This is a genomic window from Furfurilactobacillus curtus (assembly GCF_045862785.1).
Taxonomy (GTDB): domain Bacteria; phylum Bacillota; class Bacilli; order Lactobacillales; family Lactobacillaceae; genus Furfurilactobacillus; species Furfurilactobacillus curtus.
The window spans coordinates 209,227-228,820 of the sequence record NZ_BQXO01000002.1; the positions used below are offsets into that span (position 1 = coordinate 209,227).

General features: G+C 44.6%; 15 protein-coding genes. 11 read left to right on the forward strand and 4 right to left on the reverse strand.

Annotation, left to right across the window (positions count from 1 at the left end):
- Nucleotides 1-84: 84 nt before the first annotated feature.
- A complete protein-coding gene (locus ACKTR2_RS04070) occupies nt 85-1,953 on the reverse strand; it encodes an FAD-binding protein (RefSeq protein WP_407882783.1) in 1,869 nt (622 codons plus the stop codon).
- Between the two features lie 185 nt (nt 1,954-2,138).
- Between ACKTR2_RS04070 and ACKTR2_RS04075 the strand changes: the two genes are divergently transcribed.
- Nucleotides 2,139-3,065, forward strand: a complete 927-nt coding sequence (locus ACKTR2_RS04075) for a LysR family transcriptional regulator (RefSeq protein ID WP_407882784.1) — start codon at nt 2,139-2,141, stop codon at nt 3,063-3,065.
- A 71-nt stretch (nt 3,066-3,136) separates the two neighbouring features.
- On the forward strand, nt 3,137-4,138 hold the full coding sequence (locus ACKTR2_RS04080) for a tRNA dihydrouridine synthase (RefSeq protein WP_407882786.1): 1,002 nt from the start codon (nt 3,137-3,139) through the stop codon (nt 4,136-4,138).
- A gap of 102 nt (nt 4,139-4,240) precedes the next feature.
- On the opposite strand, the gene ACKTR2_RS04085 is transcribed toward ACKTR2_RS04080, so the two are convergent.
- Both ACKTR2_RS04085 and ACKTR2_RS04090 read right to left on the reverse strand, forming a co-directional pair.
- Entirely contained in the window at nt 4,241-5,470 is a 1,230-nt protein-coding gene (locus ACKTR2_RS04085; protein ID WP_407882788.1) for an ABC transporter permease, read from the reverse strand.
- Nucleotides 5,467-6,360, reverse strand: coding sequence for an ABC transporter ATP-binding protein (locus tag ACKTR2_RS04090; RefSeq protein ID WP_407882789.1), 894 nt, complete (start codon nt 6,358-6,360; stop codon nt 5,467-5,469). The genes ACKTR2_RS04085 and ACKTR2_RS04090 overlap by 4 nt, the downstream gene beginning before the upstream one ends.
- Before the next feature lie 276 nt (nt 6,361-6,636).
- On the opposite strand from ACKTR2_RS04090, the gene ACKTR2_RS04095 reads away from it, so the two are divergent.
- The 5 genes from ACKTR2_RS04095 to ACKTR2_RS04115 all read left to right on the forward strand — a co-directional run bounded on the left by ACKTR2_RS04095 (nt 6,637) and on the right by ACKTR2_RS04115 (nt 11,527).
- Complete coding sequence (locus tag ACKTR2_RS04095; protein WP_407882791.1) at nt 6,637-7,029, forward strand: tautomerase family protein; 393 nt, start codon at nt 6,637-6,639, stop codon at nt 7,027-7,029.
- A 306-nt stretch (nt 7,030-7,335) separates the two neighbouring features.
- Nucleotides 7,336-8,184, forward strand: a complete 849-nt coding sequence (locus ACKTR2_RS04100) for an aldo/keto reductase (protein WP_407882793.1) — start codon at nt 7,336-7,338, stop codon at nt 8,182-8,184.
- A gap of 476 nt (nt 8,185-8,660) precedes the next feature.
- On the forward strand, nt 8,661-9,461 hold the full coding sequence (locus tag ACKTR2_RS04105) for an alpha/beta hydrolase (protein WP_407882795.1): 801 nt from the start codon (nt 8,661-8,663) through the stop codon (nt 9,459-9,461).
- Between the two features lie 284 nt (nt 9,462-9,745).
- Nucleotides 9,746-11,095 (forward strand): MFS transporter, encoded by a 1,350-nt coding sequence (locus tag ACKTR2_RS04110; RefSeq protein WP_407882797.1) that lies wholly within the window; start codon nt 9,746-9,748, stop codon nt 11,093-11,095.
- A gap of 3 nt (nt 11,096-11,098) precedes the next feature.
- Nucleotides 11,099-11,527: a MarR family winged helix-turn-helix transcriptional regulator gene (locus ACKTR2_RS04115; RefSeq protein ID WP_407882799.1), complete on the forward strand. Its 429-nt coding sequence runs from the start codon at nt 11,099-11,101 to the stop codon at nt 11,525-11,527.
- A gap of 127 nt (nt 11,528-11,654) precedes the next feature.
- On the opposite strand, the gene ACKTR2_RS04120 is transcribed toward ACKTR2_RS04115, so the two are convergent.
- Entirely contained in the window at nt 11,655-13,061 is a 1,407-nt protein-coding gene (locus tag ACKTR2_RS04120; protein WP_407882801.1) for a DHA2 family efflux MFS transporter permease subunit, read from the reverse strand.
- Between the two features lie 373 nt (nt 13,062-13,434).
- Here ACKTR2_RS04120 and ACKTR2_RS04125 point away from each other — a divergent pair, with 373 nt between their 5' ends.
- The 4 genes from ACKTR2_RS04125 (at nt 13,435) to ACKTR2_RS04140 (ending at nt 19,529) form a co-directional block, all read left to right on the forward strand.
- The gene (locus ACKTR2_RS04125) at nt 13,435-14,733 is read left to right on the forward strand and encodes an amino acid permease (RefSeq protein ID WP_407883442.1); all 1,299 of its coding nucleotides are present in this window, start codon (nt 13,435-13,437) and stop codon (nt 14,731-14,733) included.
- Between the two features lie 288 nt (nt 14,734-15,021).
- Nucleotides 15,022-17,634, forward strand: coding sequence for a cation-translocating P-type ATPase (locus tag ACKTR2_RS04130; RefSeq protein ID WP_407883444.1), 2,613 nt, complete (start codon nt 15,022-15,024; stop codon nt 17,632-17,634).
- Nucleotides 17,635-17,791: 157 nt separating this feature from the next.
- The gene (locus tag ACKTR2_RS04135; protein ID WP_407882803.1) at nt 17,792-18,499 is read left to right on the forward strand and encodes a response regulator transcription factor; all 708 of its coding nucleotides are present in this window, start codon (nt 17,792-17,794) and stop codon (nt 18,497-18,499) included.
- Complete coding sequence (locus tag ACKTR2_RS04140; RefSeq protein ID WP_407882805.1) at nt 18,486-19,529, forward strand: sensor histidine kinase; 1,044 nt, start codon at nt 18,486-18,488, stop codon at nt 19,527-19,529. The genes ACKTR2_RS04135 and ACKTR2_RS04140 overlap by 14 nt, the downstream gene beginning before the upstream one ends.
- Nucleotides 19,530-19,594 lie beyond the last annotated feature (65 nt).

Consider the following 19,594-nt stretch of genomic DNA (forward strand, 5'->3'; position numbering starts at 1 on the left):
CAGCCGTCACTAGCCAATTTGGTTAGTGACGGCTGATTTTTATATTATCTCTTAAAGGACTAGAAGGGCTCCTCAGGAGATCAATTAGGCAACTGTGTTTGTTGCTTTATTGATGGCATCTTTGACGGCATCTTTAATCGCATGGCTAGTAACGGAGGCACCGGATACGGCGTCAACTTCATACGTATTCGCGCTAACTATACGATCCGGCATTTCTTTGACCGCACGACCACCAACTTCACTGGTTTCGCTTTGTGAAACAATGTCGACATTGATTAACTGCCCAGCTTTATACGTGATTCGAACGATAATTTGGCCACCGATACCGTTATCACTGATACCTAAATATTGATCTGGACCAAGTGGAATTTGATCAAGATCTGGTTGAGCAGTAATCAAGTCGTTATCGTTAGTTGCCACTGTTGTTGAATGCTGACTAGCCCCAGTGGTTGCGTCAGTCTCAGCCGATTCAACCGTGTTAACGTTGTCTGATTTTGGCTTTGCAGCATTTTCACCAGCAATTTTTCCGAAGATTAAGCATTCAGCCAAATTGCCACCACCTTGGTACTGATTGGCAGAGATGCCACCTAATTCGCCAGCACCATAGAGATGCGGAATTGGTTGACGATTGGCATCAAGGATTTCTGCTTGTGCATTGCGTCGTGGACCACCCTGAGTGTTAAGTACATCATGAGTGAGTTCGACTGCATAAAACGGTCCTTGGCTGAAGGCACGCATCGTTGTTGGATTCCGATGGAAGGCGACGTCACGGGCAGTTTGAGCAGCGATGTTAAAGTCAGTTACTGTTTCGGAAAGAATTGTAGGATCGGCTTCAATCCTAGTTGCTAACTCGGTTAATGAATCAGCCGTAATCAGGTCATCTAAAAAGGCTGGGTAAGGCAAGGCTTTAGCTGCCTTAAAATCCGCTAATTGGTCCTGATCAAAGACTAGGTGTGGATGGACATTGGTTTGTGGGACGCGCCACATGCCATGGTCATAAATATGGCCATGACGATTCAGCTCGTCCTCCTTAAAGTAACGGCTACCATCATCAGCGACGGTGATGACACTACCGGAGTACATGGCTGCACCTGGATTAAGCAATAATTGAGCTCGTTCACCATCTTTTGGCTTGAAGGCTAGTCCATGAAGAAAGCCCAATGCCTCGTAATTATGCATATGCCACATATCTGCGCCGACTTCTTCAGCCATCCGAATACCATCGCCTTTGTTGTAGAGACTGCCTAAGACGGCCAAATGATCTGCACCAAGATAATCTTGAATAGCTTGATGATCGTTTTCGAACCCCCCTACTGCTAGCACAACGCCGTTTTTAGCTTGAACATAACGTGTCTGACCGTTTCGTTCGATTGAGACACCAAGAATCACTTTGCTTTCTGGATCTTGGATTAAATGTTTAGCTGGTGAATTTAACCACACATCGATTGAATCAGAACGATCCAGCACCTTTTGACGTAAAATTTGCCAAAGAGCGGCGTCAAAGAGGCCTTTATGAACGGTTGTAAAGTCATAAGATTGGACACCGGGGAATTCTGGATATTCATGAACTGCGGGTTCAAGCGGTATTGGGGCAACGGGAGCTAGGTCTTTAACGCCACTTACTGGCACGACACCTAAATATCGTCGAACATAATCAGGAATGTCGACCATCCCTTGCACGTATGTGTCAATCATCGATTCATCAAGGTCCATCGGTGCAGTGAGCGCCTGATAGTATTGTTTAAGTCCATTAAAATCAGTGCCGGTACCAATTAATTGTGCGGAATACCGTGTGTTACCACCTTCATGGCCATTGGGTGCGGCATCAGTCAATAAAACCTTAGTGTCTGCATCGGCGGCAAATCGAGCAGCAGTTGCGCCAGCTCCGCCGAATCCAAGTACAATCACGTCATAAGTTGCATCCCAAGTGGGAGAGGTAAATTTTTCATTCATGAGAAAGGATCCTTTCTGCGTAATAAGATTCAAGTTAATTGTTGAGCAAGTCCTTGCATAGATTATGTAACCGCTGTCAATAAAAGTGAAATTCGAATTCGCATCAACGATCATGACCAAATTGTCATGATTTGTAATGCGGTAAAATAGGGATAGCACACTAAAGATCACGGAGGAAAGGGATCATGACAGAACGTTTAACCGAATTTCTGACTGCGATTAACCAATTTGACACGTTAACAGCCGCTGCTCAAAGTTTGTATGTTAGCCAATCTTACATCAGTCGCCGACTTAACAATGCTGAAAAAGAATATGGCGTTCGACTAGTTGAACGGCAGCGAATCCCGGTTCATTTAACTTATGCAGGTGAGCGCTTGCTGTCCTATCTACAGCGGGAACAACAGTTGCAACAAGCCAAATTAACTGAAATGAACCGATTAGGAGAATTTAAATTTGGATCCATTAGCATTGGGATTAACCAGCCCTTAGCCGCCACTTGGCTTCCACAATTACTGCCGGACTTTTATCAAGTTTATCCGCAAATTCACACTGATTTACGAGAGGTGACAACTTCTAAAGCTGAAGGTATGTTACTGGATGGACAATTAGACGTGTTTATCGGTAAGACGATCTATCATCCTCAGTTGGAATCTAATCCTTTGGGGGTGATGCCATTGTCATTATTAGTCCCACAAAATTCACGTTTATATCGAGCGGGAATGTTTCAGCGAACAGCAACGATCCAAACGATTAGCCAGTTAAACGGTGAAAATTTTATTGCAATAGGTAATGAATCTCGTTTCCAAGAAGTGGTTAATCATCATTTTCATGATAGTGGTATTCATGTTAACTCGCGAATTGAAGCGAGTGATTCACGCGTGGCAATTCAGCTTGCACTAAAACAGCTTGGCTGTGTTATCGTTTCTCAAAATATGGTTGCCTCACTAGATCAAAAACTACCGATCAATATTTTTAACTTTGATGAATCATTGCTAAGCCTGGATTTTAGTGTCGCTTATCGATTGGCAGAAATGCCTTCGCAAACAACGGCAAGGTTTGTCGAGCTTTGTGTGGAAAAGGCTCAGCGCCTCATCAATACCGTGCCAATGTAATCACGTGCACATCCTCCCAAAATCGTGGTAAGATACCCGATGTTACTAAACAAAGGTAAGGAGATCTTTTCGTGATTCAATCAAACTACTGGCAGACGATTGCGGCGCAGGCGCGTCAGGAACATCGGCCAATCTTACAGCTAGCGCCCATGGAAGCAGTGACCAATGCGGTGTTTCGACGGGTAGTTGCGCAAGCCGGCGCTCCCGATGTTTTTTATACCGAGTTTGTCAACGCTAAGAGTATTACACATGCACAAGCAAAATTTTCAGCGCAGGGTCGATTATATGTGGCTGATGATGAAGCGTCCACACCGATTGTTCAATTATGGGGCGATGAGGGGGAAGACTTTGTCAAAGCCGCTGCAGCTGTTAAACAGCGTGGATATGAGGCCATTGATATCAATACAGGCTGTCCAGATGCCACGGTAATTAAGAATCATGGCGGCAGTGACTTAATTCGACACCCGCAAGTTGCTGCAGAGGTGATCGCAGCTGCCAAGACGGCGGGGTTGCCGGTCTCAGTTAAAACACGATTGGGTTTTAGTAAAATCGATGAATTTAGGACTTGGATTCCATTCTTACTCGAACAAGATGTGCCCATGCTGACGATTCATTTGCGGACGCGACAAGAAATGAGTAAGGTGCCTGCACATTATGAATTAATTGATGAATTGGTCAAAATGCGCGATCAGATTGCGCCACAAACGCTTCTTGCCATCAATGGTGATGTTGCCGATCGTACGCAAGCCACTGAATTAGCCAATGCGCACCCTGGGCTAGACGGCGTCATGATCGGTCGGGGAATTTTTACCAATCCATTTGCGTTTGAAGCAAATCCGCAACCACATTCCACGACTGAATTGATTCAGCTATTGGAAACGCAACTGGATCTATTTGATGATTTTTCTGCTCGTTATGACAATCCACGCTTCCCGTCACTCAAGCGTTTTTTCAAGATTTATATTCGCAATGTACCTCACTCAGCTGATTTGCGTAACCAATTAATGGAAACGAAGAGTACTGATGAGGTTCGGGAAATTTTAGCTGCAAGTCCAATCATTCATGCATCATGAATTTTACTCTAAAAAAGACCTTCTTTGCCGCCTTTACCCCCTCAAAAAGCTGAAACATCTTTTGGGGCAAAGGTTGTTGAGAAAGTCTTTTTTAATAAGAATTTAAGCCTGTTTTTGACGTCGAAAATTAAACCAACGGCGACGCGTGCTGTAGTCTAGGACATGACGACGATATTCACGTAACGCAACCCATGTGAGTGCGATCAATGCCATAAAGGCTAAGCCGACGCTAATCCAAACCTCAGTTAGCGAAGCGTTGCCAACTGCATAGCGTACAGGCATCAGACTTTGGGAGAGAAATGGCACAAATGAGCCAATCCGAATGAGGAGACTGTTACTGTTCACTGCGATAAAGGAAATGATGTAGGCAATCATGCCAATAGTGGTGAGCGGTGAGAGCACTTGACCAACTTCTTCTTGGCGAGTGACCATTGCTCCTAGCATGGCCGCAATGACGGTATACAACATGATGCCAACTAAAAAGTAAGCAATTAGGACACTGATCATACCTGGCTGAATTTGTTCAAAAGAGAACTGTTTCAGTGCACCAACATTCTGATGAAGGATTTTGACACCAATCAGACCAGCAATACCAGTAACCATCACCTGAAGTACAATTAATGCCAACATACCAGTAATCTTGCCGAAAAATTGAATGTCTGGACTGACCGAGCTAACCAGAATTTCCATAATATGGGAACCTTTTTCAGTAGCAGTCTCCTGGGCAATTAAACTAGCATATAGATTAATAAACATGTAAATCAGTAGCGTGACTGCAAAAGCCACTGCTGTGTTGGTTCCCTGCTGGTTGGAACGTTGACGTCGAACGTGGCCGTTTTGATAAGCGACGTTTTGAGTATGATAACTGCTTGGCGTGAATAATTCCTGTAGTTGCTTGGCGGTTAAACCTAAGCGAATAGCTGTTTGACGAATTTTAAGTGTGTTCAAATTATTCTTGAGGGTCGATCCATTCAAGGAGTTCCCATTTGTACGTTGACGATAGGTGGCTGAAACATTGGTATCAGTAATTTTTACCACAAGGTAACCATCAATTTTTTCGTTGGCCAGTTGCTTTTCGGCCGCAGTTCGTGACGTCAGTTGACGATTAACGTGATAGTCCCCATGGGTAGGCGCGTTGATTAAAGCCTTACGAAAAGTACTATGATTACTAATCACAGCAATTTGCGGTGTTTTTTGCGTTTGCTGATTGATGAAGACGAACAATGCGACTAAGGCAATTAGAATCACCGGGAATAACAAGGAAATAATGTAGGCCCGTGATTTTAAATTTTTGCGGATGACTTGCCGGGCGACAATTAATAGTTTATTCATTGTGTAGCACCTGCCTCAATGCGGAAAATTTCATCTAAAGTCGGTGGTTCTTGGGAGAATTCCGGAATGTAGCCTTGAGCCGTGGCAGCCGTAAATATTTTTTTGCCCACTGATTCTTCAGCCAACGTGAGATAAAGGGCATTTCCCTGTGAGGTGATATGAGTAACTCCAGGGAAGGTTGCTAGCTGTTCTTTAGTTAATGGGGAACGTAAGCGAAGTCGGGTATTACCAAATTGTTCCCGAATACTGATGGGAGTCCCCTGTAATACTGTGTTGCCATTACGCAACATGAGCAAGGTGTCACTGACTCGTTCTACATTGGCCATATCATGGGAAGAAAAAATAATACTAGCCCCCTGTTGTTTCATTTGTAAGATACTATTCTCTAATAATTGGGCATTAACGGGATCGAGACCGCTAAAGGGTTCATCTAGAATAATAAGTTTTGGTTCATGAATAAGGGTAGCAATCAATTGAACCTTCTGTTGATTGCCCTTGGATAGGTCTTTGATTTTATCAGTTAAATTTCCTTTCACATTGAAGCGATCCATCCATTGGGGTAATTTTTGTTTGGTAATGCCTGCTGCTTGTCCGCGTAAGGCGGCGAAGTAAACAACTTGTTCTTGAATGGTCATCTGCGTGTATAAGCCTCGTTCTTCGGGTAAAAAGCCCACTGTATTATAGTCAGCAGGAGTTAAGGGATGACCGTTCCATAGTACAGTCCCTGAATCTTCTGGTAACAGATTAAGAATCATCCGAAAGGTGGTCGTTTTACCAGCGCCATTTTGGCCAATGAGCCCCATAATTTGCCCATCTGCGATGGTGAAGGATTCATCGGTGACCCCCCGATTTTGACCAAATTGTTTAGTTAAATGACTGACTTTTAGCATTGTGTGTACCTCACTAGAGATTAATCATGACAATTTTAGTATACGGGTTCAGGCTTGATAAACCAACAAAGTTCGGCACTACAGTTCCATGCATTGATGACGGATGGGCCAAGCTGAAAAAGGGCGGATTGTGTTCAGTAAACGTTCAAAGGGGCACTGGTACTACAGAACTATTCTATATTTTGAACCAAGTTTCGATGACAAACAGCTGTTCTTGTTTGCGAATTGAGTAGACCTGGCCTAGACTGAGCTCAACTAACTCATGGAGGGCTTAACATGCCATTAATGAAATTTGATTTAATCAAGGGACAGCGTTCAGAGACAGAAATAGATCAGTTACTAGAGATTACTTATGAAGTTATGTTGTCAACATTTGGAGCGCCAGTGGGGGACCAATATCAAGTCGTCAACCAACATGATTCTTACGAAATGAAGATTAAGGACACCGGTTTGGGTATCAAGCGGACGGCTCAAGTGATGGTTTTAACATTAGTTACACGGCCAAGAACGACCCAACAGAAGCAAGCCTTTTATCGACAGTTAGTTGACCGATTACATAGTGAAATGGCGATACGCCCTGAAGATGTGGTGATTAGTCTAGTGGTCAATCAGGATGAGGACTGGAGCTTTGGTAATGGTGAAGCACAGTTTTTGACTGGCGAACTTTAAGGCCCGGTATTGTACGATCCATTTTATAGTCAGATGGTGAACCTAAAGATTATTACCTGCTTAGCGTCAGGCCTGTTAAAGAATTTAGACGAGTTTAAAAGTGTGCTGACTGGGTCTAATCAATAATCTGTACTATTGTCAGTGTAACAATTAAGCAAGGCTAACTAACGTAATTTAACTTGGCATATGCAGCAGGAGGTCTAATTTGAGTAAAGTTAATCATTACCGTTCTCAGTAAAGAGGACAATAATCAGTAATAGAAATTTTGATAAAAATCACACAATTATAATAGGTGGAGGTTTTAAAATGGCAGTTTTAACAGATCCTTTTATGCTAAGTAACGGGCATCAAATTCCAAAAGTCGGGTTTGGTACCTGGCAAATTCCAGATGGAGATGCGGCGTATCAGGCAGTCAGCAATGCGTTATCTGTTGGGTATCGGCACATTGATACGGCCCGAAATTATCAAAATGAAGCGAGTGTTGGTCGGGCGATTCATGATGCCAAGGTCGACCGGAAAGATTTATTTGTCACTTCAAAATTGCCAGCGGACATTAAGACATATGATGGGGTGATGGCATCGTTTGAGGAGACATTTACGGCGTTAGATGTTGACTACTTGGACTTGTATCTCATCCATGCACCATGGCCATGGTCTAAAATCGGTCAAAGTGACGATGAAGGTAACATTGAGGCATGGTATGCCATGGAAGCGTTGTATCAAAGTGGTCGCGTCAAAGCGATTGGTGTGTCAAACTTTAATGTTCATGACTTAGAGAACCTCTTTACTAAGGCAACGGTTAAACCAATGGTGGACCAAATTCAATACTATGTTGGATTTACAGAACCCAAAATCACGACATTTGCTAAAGACAATGATTTACTGGTGGAAGCCTATTCGCCATTAGCTACTGGTGATTTGCTGAAAAATGAGATGGCCATCACAATGGCGCAAAAATATGGTGTTAGCGTGGCGCAACTCGCCTTGCGTTTCTGTATTCAAAACGAAGTCCTACCACTCCCTAAAGCGACGAGTTTGGCACATATTGAGGCCAATACAGAATTAGATTTTGAAATTCAACCCGCTGATATGTTGACATTGAACCAGTTTGCAGACCCAGCGCCGCAGCATTTTCATAACGAGACTCAAGGTTAGGTCGACTAATAATTTTGACTCAGCCGGAGAAGTTAACTGGACATCTTTAAATATTTGAAAAAACTCCCTTTAAAAAAAGCACCGCAGCTAATGAATGCTGACTTGCCTTAGAGGGAGTTTTTGTCGAGCAACACCAACCTGATCCTTGTGCTTAACTCATCGCAGCCAATTGACCAAGATCGTCAATCCGCTCCGATACGTTAATGCTCAGGATCACCCGGTTGGCTTTGCCCTGAGTTTTTGTCGAGCAACACCAACCTGATCCTTGTGCTTAACTCATCGCAGCCAATTGACCAAGATCGTCAATCCGCTCCGATACGTTAATACTCAGGATCACCCGGTTGGCTTTGTTCTGAGTTTATTGAGCGGCCGATTGATTACAAATAAGCCCGCTATATTTTATCGGAGTACAATCATTACCGCTTGGTCAAATGACGCTGTTATACTGCGGGCATCAATCAAGGGAGGCATTTGTCGTGGCGGAAATTAAAGTTGAAAAAGATGTTGAATATGATGCAAAAAATGGTTTACAGCTAGACGTGTACCAAGACGCTAGCCAGGCCAGCGATCAACGGCGCGCGATTATCGATATTCATGGTGGCGGTTGGTGGCTCGGTTATAAGGAAGAAGAGACTGATTGGGCAACTGATTTTGCTAAACACGGTTACATCGTGTTTGTCCCTAATTATCGATTAGCGCCGAAAGTTCTGTACCCAGCGCCAGTTGAAGATATCCTAAATGTTTTTAACTGGATTAAGCAGTCTGACTATCAATTTGACCGTTCCAAGATTGGCGCGGTGGGGATGTCTGCCGGCGGGAACCTTGCCATTGAATTATCACTGCAAACCGGAATCCCAATCGCTTCTTGGTCAGGAATTATTGATTTAGATACTTGGGTTGAAAAGCATCCTGATGTTGTTGCGTCGAATAAAAATGCGCCTGTGCCAGGTACACCAGTCGGGGATATTAATCAAGACGGCAGCAACGATCCATATTACAAATGGTTCGTGTTGAACTACGTGAATGGCGATTTAGACTTATTGAAAAAGGCTTCGCTGTTGAACCGGATTACGAAAACGGCAGGACCAATGTTTATCGCTAATTCATTAGATGAAATCGTACCAACAGATGGTATTCTACGCTTGCAGCAAGAATTAACTGACCAGCAGATTGAAACAACGGTTCAGTTTGTTACTGGTAATCGGCATGGTGAGGCCTTTATGTCACACACGCAGGCCGCAACGCTCGCGTTCTTTGATGATCACTTTACCGAATAGGTGGGATAAATCTAGCCAATAACTGGACGACTTGAACTGTAATCACCATAGTACTTTCGATATGGCACACGCCTTGTATCAGCAGAGGCGTGTGTTTTTGTGTTCGCTCATACATGATTAAATGAGATATATGTCATGGATAGTTGTGGTGAAAATGCTGTAGTTAAACAGGATGTTTCAAATTTTTTAAAAACCTCATTGACTTTATATGCATGTGCATGTATGATGATCCTTGCTGTTTTAAATGCATATGCATTTATTTTGAAAGAAAGTGAGATTTTATCATGACGCAACGTCAACGATTATTAACGGCGACAATTTTGCTCTTAACCGCTTTTACGGCTCTTTTAAATCAAACGCTGATGATCACGGCGTTACCGATTATGGCAACAACGTTACATGTTTCGCTAAACTTGGCTCAGTGGCTCACGGCAGGTTATGTATTGATGATTGGGTTAACCACACCTTTATCAGCCAATCTTGCAGAAAAATATACTAGTCGGCAACTATTTTTAAGTATTGTCGCAGTCTTCATACTGGGAACGATTATTGGTCCCTTGACGACTAACTTTGCGGTTATTCTCCTTGGTCGACTTATTCAGGCGATGGCAGGTGGCGTCCTTACGACTTTTGTGATGACTAGCATGATCACGATTTTTCCGCCAGAGCGGCGTGGAACAGTGATGGGCTATGTTTCACTTGTTATTTCAGCAGGACCAGCGATTGGTCCTAGTCTTAGCGGGTTGATCATGGCTCGTTTCCCCTGGCAATTCCTTTTCTACTTAATCCTGCCAATTATGGTATTAGCCTTTTTGGTGGCTTGGCGCTGGCTACCCAATTATTCCGAACCGCATCTAGTCAATATTGATACACGTTCGGTTATTAGCTCAATGTTAGGTGTTGGGTTAATGCTGACTAGCATGACCGTTTTTGGTCACCATGCTGGCGTTGCAGCCTTGATGTTGTTGGCCGGGTTCATTATTACTTGGGACTTTTTAAGACGACAGGTACGCATCAAAAAACCACTATTAGATGTCAGCCTATTTAAAAAGCCGAGCTTTTCCCTCATGATTCTCATTACTATGCTGATCTTTGCTATTTTAATGGGAACGGAGGCGCTCATTCCAATTTATGTCGAAAATGTGGTTCATAGTTCCAGTTTGATGGCTGGACTAGTCATGTTACCTGGGGCTGTGGCCAACGCAATCACTGCGCCACTTGTTGGCCGATATTACGATACGCACGGAGTTCGTGGACCTTTGCTATGGGGTCTGGGAATTCTGTTGATTTCATCACTCCCGTTTTTGATGATGACGGCGACAACCTCACTAGGTTGGTTAGCAATTGTTTATGTTGTGCGGATGATTGGTGTTTCGATGATTATGTCTATCACGGCGACGGAAGCACTAAAGGATCTGAATCCGTCTCAGATTGGGTATGGTACCGCTTGGACCAATGCGCTACGGCAAATTAGTGGTTCGGCGGCCAATACATTGCTCATTATGGTATCTTTAATTCCGAGCCAACTAATTATTGGTTATCGATTGGCCATGGGTGTCACACTTGGTGCAGCCGTGATTTTAACTGGTGTCTGCCTTGGCTATTTACGAAATTATCGAACAAGCGAGGCGTAGGCAATGGCACAAACGACGGATAAAATCGAAAAATGGGCTTCAATGTTTAACCGGGCAATTCGCGATTGGCTAAATCATGAACTCCGCGATTTTTCAGATTTAAATGACAGTAATTACTACTATATTTTGATTGTGGTAGAAACGCCTGGTGTGTCACAACGTGAGCTGATCGCGGCCATTGATCGCGAACAAAGTATTGTAACTAAAGCCGTTCGCCATTTAGTTGCTAGTGGTTGGCTGCGGATTGAACGTGATCCAAGTGACCGGCGAAAATCGGCTGTTTATGGCACTGATAAGGCTATGGCTCAGTATCCAGTGATCAAGGATATGGCCACTCGAGCAAATTATTTTGCAACTCAAGGGTTGACGCCTACAGAAGGTCAAGAATTGGAACGATTACTTAAAAAAGCAATTGATGGTATCCAGCAATAATTATTAAAAATTATTGTTTTTTCATGCAAATAGACCCCTTGAGTTAGCTTTTAGTGATAACTCAAGGGGTCTATTTCAATTCAATAAATACGGCCGAGTAGCCTCAATGGTTCTTACTATAGCTGATTTATCTTTTAGTACGTTGCTGCTGATTCAAATGCAGGCCAACAGCCAACACGATAAAATTAATGAATAAAATACCGCTCAATACGATGAAAGCTCGATGGGTTCCCAATTGTGTTCGATAGGTGAAGCTGGCCTGATGCGAAGCCTGTGTTAACGCGACAATCGCCGAAGCAATCGCAGTTCCGACCGCGCCAGCGAATTGTTGGACGGTATTATAAATTGCGTTGCCATCACTCTGTTGACTAGCTGACAGTGCGCTGATGCCAGTTGTCATGATGTTACCGAAGGCTAGTCCAGTGCCAAACATAAAGATTAAGTACCATAGTAGCAAGTGATTAGCGGTTAAAGACATGGTAGTTATCGCGAGGCCGGCAACAGCGATTAATTGTAACAAGGCACCTGTTAAGATGGGAAAGCGGGGGCCAAAGTGATCTAATATGCTACCGCTCAGGGGTGCGAATAAAGCGCCAATGGCAGCACCTGGAAGCACGATTAACCCAGCCACCAATGCGGTCTTATCATTGACAAGTTGAAGAAAATTAGGCAACAAAAAGGAGAGCCCAAGCGAGGTTGCCTGTAACAAAAAGAAACCAAGTAGATGCCAATTAAAGACTGGTTGTTTGAAGACAGCAACATTAATTAATGGTTGATTGACCCGTTGAACGTGCCTAAAGAATCCGATAATTGCCAAACTACCGACGACGAGGCCAGTGATGGTGAACCACGGTTTAATTGTAATTAGGGTCAATTGACTGATACCTAAAATCAGACTGATAAATGCTAGAGCAATTAGTAGCCAACTGACAGTATCTAAACGGACATTCTTAGTCGGGCTGACTTGCTTAATGGCCGTTAAGCCAAGCAAAAGCGACAGTAATAAGATGGGAATTAAGAAAATGAAGATATCGCGCCATTGTAAATTACTGACAATTAAGCCACCATATGTAGGACCTAATGCCGGCGCAACAGCGGTCACCAGTGTACCAATCCCCATCAATAAGCCAATCTTATCCAACGGAGCTTGTTCTAAGATGATGTTGAACATCAAAGGAAGCGCAATTCCGGTTCCAACCCCTTGGATGAGGCGGCCGACTAACAGTAGGGAAAAAGTGGGGGCAACACTGTCTAAGAGAAGACCACTTAAGAAGAGTAAATTAGCGGTCAGAAAAAGTTGGCGTGTTTTAAAGCGCTGTTTTAAAAACGCGGAAATTGGTACAAAAGTTGCGACAATCAGTAAATAACCAGTTGTTAGCCATTGAACAGTACCCGTCGTGATGGCAAATTGCTTCATCAATACGGGAAAAGTAATATTCATGGCCGTTTCCACCACTACCCCGGCAAAAGACATCAGGCCAGTGGCAAAAATTGCAAGAATCAAGTTGACGTTTAAAGTGCGTGTTGGCGCCAAAAGAAAACCTCCTAAAAATTGAACCGCTCACGAGGATGCGTGAGTACACTTTTGTTTATAGCATAGTCACCGTAAAGGAGTAAGCTTTATTTTTGAAAAATCAGGAAGGAATCCTTACAGCCTAAGTGATTGTTGCGGGCTAGTGACAGTGTTACCATGTTTTTTGTCGAGCTACACAAGCCTGCAGTCTTTGCCTAGCCCAGCCCGAGCAATTGGCTAAACCCGCCAACCGCTCAGTCTCAGCTAGTGCTCAGGATCACCCGGCTGATTCCACTCTGAGTTATATAATAATAAATTTATGAAAGGTGGTGACGAGTTGGCAGACTCACAGACCGGACATCTAGTACGTAAACTCACTCATCGCCATATTCAAATGATTGCCTTGGGCGGCACCATTGGTACGGGACTATTTTTGGGTTCTGGTAGTGCAATTCGCCAGGCAGGTCCAGCCATCATTCTCGGTTACGCCATCGGAGGTTTCTTTTGTTACCTCATGATGCGGGCGCTGGGAGAACTATTATTGTCCGATTTACATAAAACATCGTTTTTAGATTTTATCGAAACGTATTTTGGCCCGCGGACCACCTTTGTGATGGGTTGGATTTACTGGCTATGTTGGTTGAGTTTAGCGATGGCTGATTTAACTGCAACAGGAATCTATCTTCACTATTGGTGGCCAACGTTGCCACAATGGGTCGCTCCGCTTGTCATCATTGGTTTATTGGTTGGTATCAATTTACTTTCGGTTGGGGCATTTGGTGAACTAGAATATTGGTTCTCAATGATTAAAGTGCTCACCATTGTAGCCTTAATCGGCTGTGGTTTAATCATGTTAGTACCAGGGATTTCATTAAACGGTCATGCGGCTAGCATGGCTAATTTATGGCAACATGGCGGTTTTTTTGCGACAGGCTGGCATGGCTTTCTAGCTTCATTTACATTAGTGATCTTTGCCTTCACTGGGATCGAAATGTTAGGGATAACTGCTGGCGAGACGGCCAACCCAAAGCAGGAACTACCACGCGCCATTAATAGTCTGCCACTGCGAATGATTTTATTTTATGTCGGCGCGCTGTTTGCCATGATGGTCATTTACCCGTGGAATCAATTATCATCACACGGTAGTCCGTTTGTTCAAGTGTTCAGCGGTTTAGGGATCAAAGTTGCGGCTGGTATCATCAACTTTGTCGTGCTGACGGCGGCTGTTTCGGCTGCGAACAGTGCCTTATTCAGTACTAGCAGAACTTTATTCGTATTGGCCAACATGGGGGGCGCTCCGAAACGATTAGGGCGCGTTAACCGTTACAATGTTCCCCGTGGAGCAATGCTGGTTTCAGCAATAGCGCTGTTGCTGACGGTCTTACTAAACTATTTGCTACCCGCGCAGGTTTTTACACTTGTAGCGAGTGTGTCGACCGTAAATTTCATTGTGGTGTGGCTCATGCTAGTCGCCTGCCATGTTCGCTATTTAAAGTTGCACCGAACTGAACCACGTCTTTTTGCGTTACCTTTAGCGCCGTTTACAGATTGGCTAACGATTGCCTTCTTTGTGCTGGTGTTGTTAGGCCTAGTGCTAGATGCCAATCGTTGGTGGATGGTCGTTGGTTCTGGGGCAGGAATTATTGGCTTGAGTCTACTAAGTCGGATCGTGATTAAAGCGCCGACTAAATAGGGAATGTTTGGCTGGTTATTCCTGGCTAATAGCAATAGCACGCTACTTTTTCGTCGAGTTACGCGAGTTCGATATTTGTGCCTAGCCTGCCAACACTAATTAGCAAAAGCGTAAATCGGTACTGACCAGCGAGCACTCAGAATTATTCAGCTGGTTCAATCGGCTCATATAAGCATCTTCTTTGCGTTACAATAATATTTATTGATAAAATTGATATACGAGTCGTGCATGACAGGCGGTTATGTCGCGATCGATTCCACCGAAGCCAGTATAGAAAGGACTGAGGCGATGAACCAGATTGCACAAACACAATCACCACACACGTTGATTGAAACCGGACTTAGCCAAGCAGATGTGACCAAACGGCAAGCCGCTGAGGGCCAAAACGTGTTGCAAGAACAACGACCACCGAGTCTTTGGCAGAAAATTGGACGTCAATTAACTGAAGTGACGACGATTATTTTGCTAATCGCCGTGGCGTTATCAACATACATGGCCATTGTTCTAGATGGCGGTTGGACAAAACCAATTGTCATCGGAGCCATCGTGTTGCTTAATGTGGTCATTGGATTATATCAGGAACGCAGCGCAGAACGAGCGTTAGCGGCTTTGAAACAAATGAGTGTCCCAACGGCGCGCGTGCGGCGGGATGGGCGTGAGCAAGAAATTCCGGCGTCTGAAATTGTCGTTGGCGATATTGTCTTGTTAAAAGCCGGTGATCAGGTACCGGCCGATGGTATTTTAGAATCAGTGACCGCTTTAGCGGTTGACGAGGCAATTTTAACAGGTGAAAGTGAAGCCGTTGAAAAATCCGTGACGGGTAATGGCGCAGATGTCCAATCAGTTGGCGACCAAATTAACCGCGTCTTCTCAGGGACTTCCGTCACGCGCGGTTCTGGTATTATGCTGGTGACTGCGATTGGGATGCGGACCCAACTGGGAGAAATTGCTGATTTATTGAATGCCACGAAACCACACGAAACATTGTTACAAAAGCGGTTATCAAAGTTAGCGTTAATTTTAACGGGTGTAGCTGTGGCTGGTGGTGCGTTAATTTTTGGTCTGAGCATGGTTCAAAATCTTGGCTCAACGGCTGACAATCTAATGATGGGCATCTCGCTAGCGGTGGCAGCCGTCCCAGAAACATTGCCGGTTATCGTGACGATTAGTTTAGCGGTTGGTGTGCAAAAGATGGCGAAAAAAAACGCGATCATTCGCCAATTGAATGCTGTGGAAACGATCGGCAGCGTGGATGTGATTGCGTCTGATAAGACTGGGACATTGACGCAAAACAAGATGACCATTACACGGCTGTGGGTGCCCGGTCAAACGCCAGAAATGGTGACGGACCAGCCACTGAGCGAAAGTGGTCTAGCGCTAATTAAATATTTTGGGCTATCCACCAATGCGACAATTGATCAAACGGATGCTGGCGAACAGACGAGTGGAGATGCAACGGAATTAGCAATTGTGCGCCTGCTCGCTCAACAAGAACTCACGCGACGGCAATTAGAAGCGACTCGACCGCGAGTGGCTGAACGGCCCTTTTCCTCTGACATTAAATCGATGGCGACCTTGCACCAGGATGAAGATGGTCACTATTTACTCATTGTCAAAGGGGCGCTTGACCGGTTACCAGTAACACTTAGCACCAGTCAGCGCGATCAGTTAGACCAAATTCACCAAGCGTTTGCCAAAGATGCGTTGCGCGTGTTAGCGGTCGGGTATCGACAATTTGATCAAGATCCGGGCGATGATTTGGCAGCGTTGGAGACAGACTTAACGTTTGGTGGACTCATTGGGCTGATTGATCCGCCACGACCAGAAGCAGCCCCAGCGGTTAAAAAAGCGCGTGCGGCCGGGATTAAACCAGTTATGATTACCGGTGATCATCCGGAAACGGCGCAGGCGATTGCCCAACAGATCGGGCTGTATCAACCAGGAGATCTGACTGTAACGGGCGCGCAGATGGCTAAATGGTCCGATGACAAGTTACAAGAAAAAGTCGATCAAGTCAGCGTGTTTGCTCGGGTATCTCCAGAAGATAAGATTCGGATCGTAAATGCTTGGCAGATCCAAGGCAAAGTGGTTGCGATGACTGGTGATGGGGTCAACGACGCCCCAGCACTAAAAGCAGCTGATGTCGGGATCGCAATGGGGATTACTGGTACTGAAGTCGCTAAGGGCGCTGCCGATATGATTTTAACCGATGATAACTTTGCTACGATTATTGATGCGGTTGCCTCTGGTCGAACAATTTATCAAAATATTTTAAAAGCCGTTGAGTTCCTAGTTGGGGTCAATTTTGCCCAGATTTTCTTAATGCTTGGTAGTGTCCTATTTGGCTGGGGTGCCCCGTTAATTGCGGAACAGTTATTGCTGATTAATGTGCTGGCTGACGGGATTCCTGGTTTCTACCTCGCCCGCGAGCCTGGTGAAGCCTCAGCGATGCAAGCACCACCAATTCCAAATGATCAGAGTATTTTTGCTAACGGATTGGGTAAAAGAATGGCTTGGCGAGCTGGTATTTATACGGGATTAACGCTCGGTATTTATGCGCTCGGTCGGTTTGTGCTCTCGGATAATCAGGCGATCGTTGGTAGCACGATGTTGTTTATCGTCTTAGCCATTGGCTCAATGATCGACATCTATCCAATCAAGCGCCGTGAGCCGTTGACTTGGGCCGCAATCAAGAGTAATCGTTCTTTAAACATCGCCTTAGCAGTAGCAGCGCTGTTAATTTTGGCCGTTGCCATACTCCCAATGCTTCAGCAGATGTTCGCGCTGACCAGTTTAACGGCGGGGCAGTGGCTAATCAGTTTGGTCGCGCTGTTGATACCGACGTTCTTGTTGGAGGCTTTAAAGCGCTGGCGTCAAATAGGTAAGCAAACGATCAGATAGCTTTTAGATGGTTAGCTTGAAACTAATGAATTTTTCCGTTTTGGCGTACGATTATGCCAAAACGGTTTTTTACTGTCATTACGAAGCCCTTCTGGTTGCCTTTTAGATGAAGCGGGGTTTATGGTCAATTTATCTATTTACGCGATGGAGGAGAGTTATGGTAAAGGGCGCCATTTTAGTGGTCGATGATGAAGCAACGATTGTTGACGTGACCAAACGTTATCTGGAACGTGAGGGCTTCGAAGTCGTGACAGCTAATGAAGGAAAAACGGCATTAAATGTCGTGAAATCACGAATGATTGACCTGATTATTACGGATGTAATGATGCCCGAAATGGATGGGTTTGATTTTATGGAGGCGGTTTTAGATTATCGGCCTGAACAGCCATTTCTATTTATTACTGCTAAAACCGAAGAGCGTGATCGACTATATGCATTGACATTAGGGGCGGACGATTATGTGACCAAACCATTTTCGCCTCGTGAATTGGTTTTGCGGGTTAAAAACATTTTGAATCGAATTAAGCGAGGCGCTAGCGAAACGAAGATTCAGTTGGGACCATTGACCATGCAGTTTGAGCAACGGACAACAAGGTTATATCAGACACCGGTGAGCTTAACTAATAAAGAATTTGACTTATTGTGGCTATTGGCTAGTGAACCCAATCGTGTATTCTCAAAAAGCGAATTATATCATCAGGTATGGGACGTTGATTATTTCGACGATGCTAATACGCTCAATGTGCATGTGCATGATGTGCGTGATAAACTGCAGCAGATCGCCGGTGACCGGCCGGTACCCTCAATTAAAACAGTGTGGGGGTTAGGCTACCGATTGGAGGATCAGACCCGTGAAATTACGTAATGTATTGATTGTTGCCTTTTTCACCCCGGTCATATTATCAGCGGTAATCGCGTGGTTGGCGGTACAACGTATGCTGTTAACGGGTAGAGAAGCCCTTGAATTGGTCGTGGTGATGGTCGGCACGAGTATCATCGGGTTGAGTGTTAGTTATGTTATGTTACGTCCAACCTTTCGTGGTATTCGTCAGTTAAGTCGGCAAACACATGCGATTGCCGAACAAGACTTCACGACGTCAGTTAAAATTGAACGTCCTGCTGAGTTGCGTCAATTGGCGAATGATTTAAATCAAATGGCTGACCAATTACAACAAACTTTCGTCGATTTAAAACGAATTAATGATGAACGAACGACGATGGTAGCCCAATTGTCCCACGATATTAAAACACCGTTAACCTCTATCCAATCACAGACTGAGGCAATTTTGGATGGCGTTGTGTCAGATGGCGAGGTATCAGATTATCTGCGATCAATTGAACAGCAAGTGACGCGTTTAAATGGGCTTACGGACGACCTACGTGCATTGGCTTGGATGGATCAGCCAATGGAAACTTTACGTCAAACAGATCAGATTTATGTCGATCAGTTATTGGTGATGATCATGGACGGTTTTAAACCACAACTTCATCGTGAACAACGTCACGTAAAAATTGATCTTGACCCAAGCGCAGAGCGACTGATGTCAAATCGACAAGCCGTGGAACGCGTTTTACAGAATTTAATCACGAATGCGATCCATTACTCGCCCGTTGGTACTGATTTAACGATCAAGGTTACCCGGTCAGATGATGTTTGGCGTTGTGCCGTTATTGATCAAGGCATTGGCATTGCGCCAGCTGATCAAGAAAAAGTCTTCAAGCGCTTGTATCGGGTAGAAAAATCGCGCAATCCACGGACGGGCGGAAGCGGGTTGGGACTATATATTGCTCGCCAATTAGCTCGCCAATTAGGTGGTGACGTGACCTTAACGAGTACCCTCGATCACGGCAGCACTTTTGTTTTTTCATTGCCACAGTCAATGCGAGTGAGTTAGTTCATGAGCTACGATCGTATCGGTTGCTTATTCAAATGCTGACTAAAAGTTGAAATGGACCTGCG

What these genes read in the sequence shown, in the direction of transcription:
- ACKTR2_RS04070 (WP_407882783.1), bottom strand. Translation starts at nt 1,953, where the DNA reads ATGAATGAAAAATTTACCTCTCCCACTTGGGATGCAACTTATGACGTG.
- ACKTR2_RS04075 (WP_407882784.1), top strand. Translation starts at nt 2,139, where the DNA reads ATGACAGAACGTTTAACCGAATTTCTGACTGCGATTAACCAATTTGAC.
- ACKTR2_RS04085 (WP_407882788.1), bottom strand. Translation starts at nt 5,470, where the DNA reads ATGAATAAACTATTAATTGTCGCCCGGCAAGTCATCCGCAAAAATTTA.
- ACKTR2_RS04090 (WP_407882789.1), bottom strand. Translation starts at nt 6,360, where the DNA reads ATGCTAAAAGTCAGTCATTTAACTAAACAATTTGGTCAAAATCGGGGG.
- ACKTR2_RS04095 (WP_407882791.1), top strand. Translation starts at nt 6,637, where the DNA reads ATGCCATTAATGAAATTTGATTTAATCAAGGGACAGCGTTCAGAGACA.
- ACKTR2_RS04100 (WP_407882793.1), top strand. Translation starts at nt 7,336, where the DNA reads ATGGCAGTTTTAACAGATCCTTTTATGCTAAGTAACGGGCATCAAATT.
- ACKTR2_RS04110 (WP_407882797.1), top strand. Translation starts at nt 9,746, where the DNA reads ATGACGCAACGTCAACGATTATTAACGGCGACAATTTTGCTCTTAACC.
- ACKTR2_RS04115 (WP_407882799.1), top strand. Translation starts at nt 11,099, where the DNA reads ATGGCACAAACGACGGATAAAATCGAAAAATGGGCTTCAATGTTTAAC.
- ACKTR2_RS04125 (WP_407883442.1), top strand. Translation starts at nt 13,435, where the DNA reads ATGATTGCCTTGGGCGGCACCATTGGTACGGGACTATTTTTGGGTTCT.
- ACKTR2_RS04130 (WP_407883444.1), top strand. Translation starts at nt 15,022, where the DNA reads ATGAACCAGATTGCACAAACACAATCACCACACACGTTGATTGAAACC.
- ACKTR2_RS04135 (WP_407882803.1), top strand. Translation starts at nt 17,792, where the DNA reads ATGGTAAAGGGCGCCATTTTAGTGGTCGATGATGAAGCAACGATTGTT.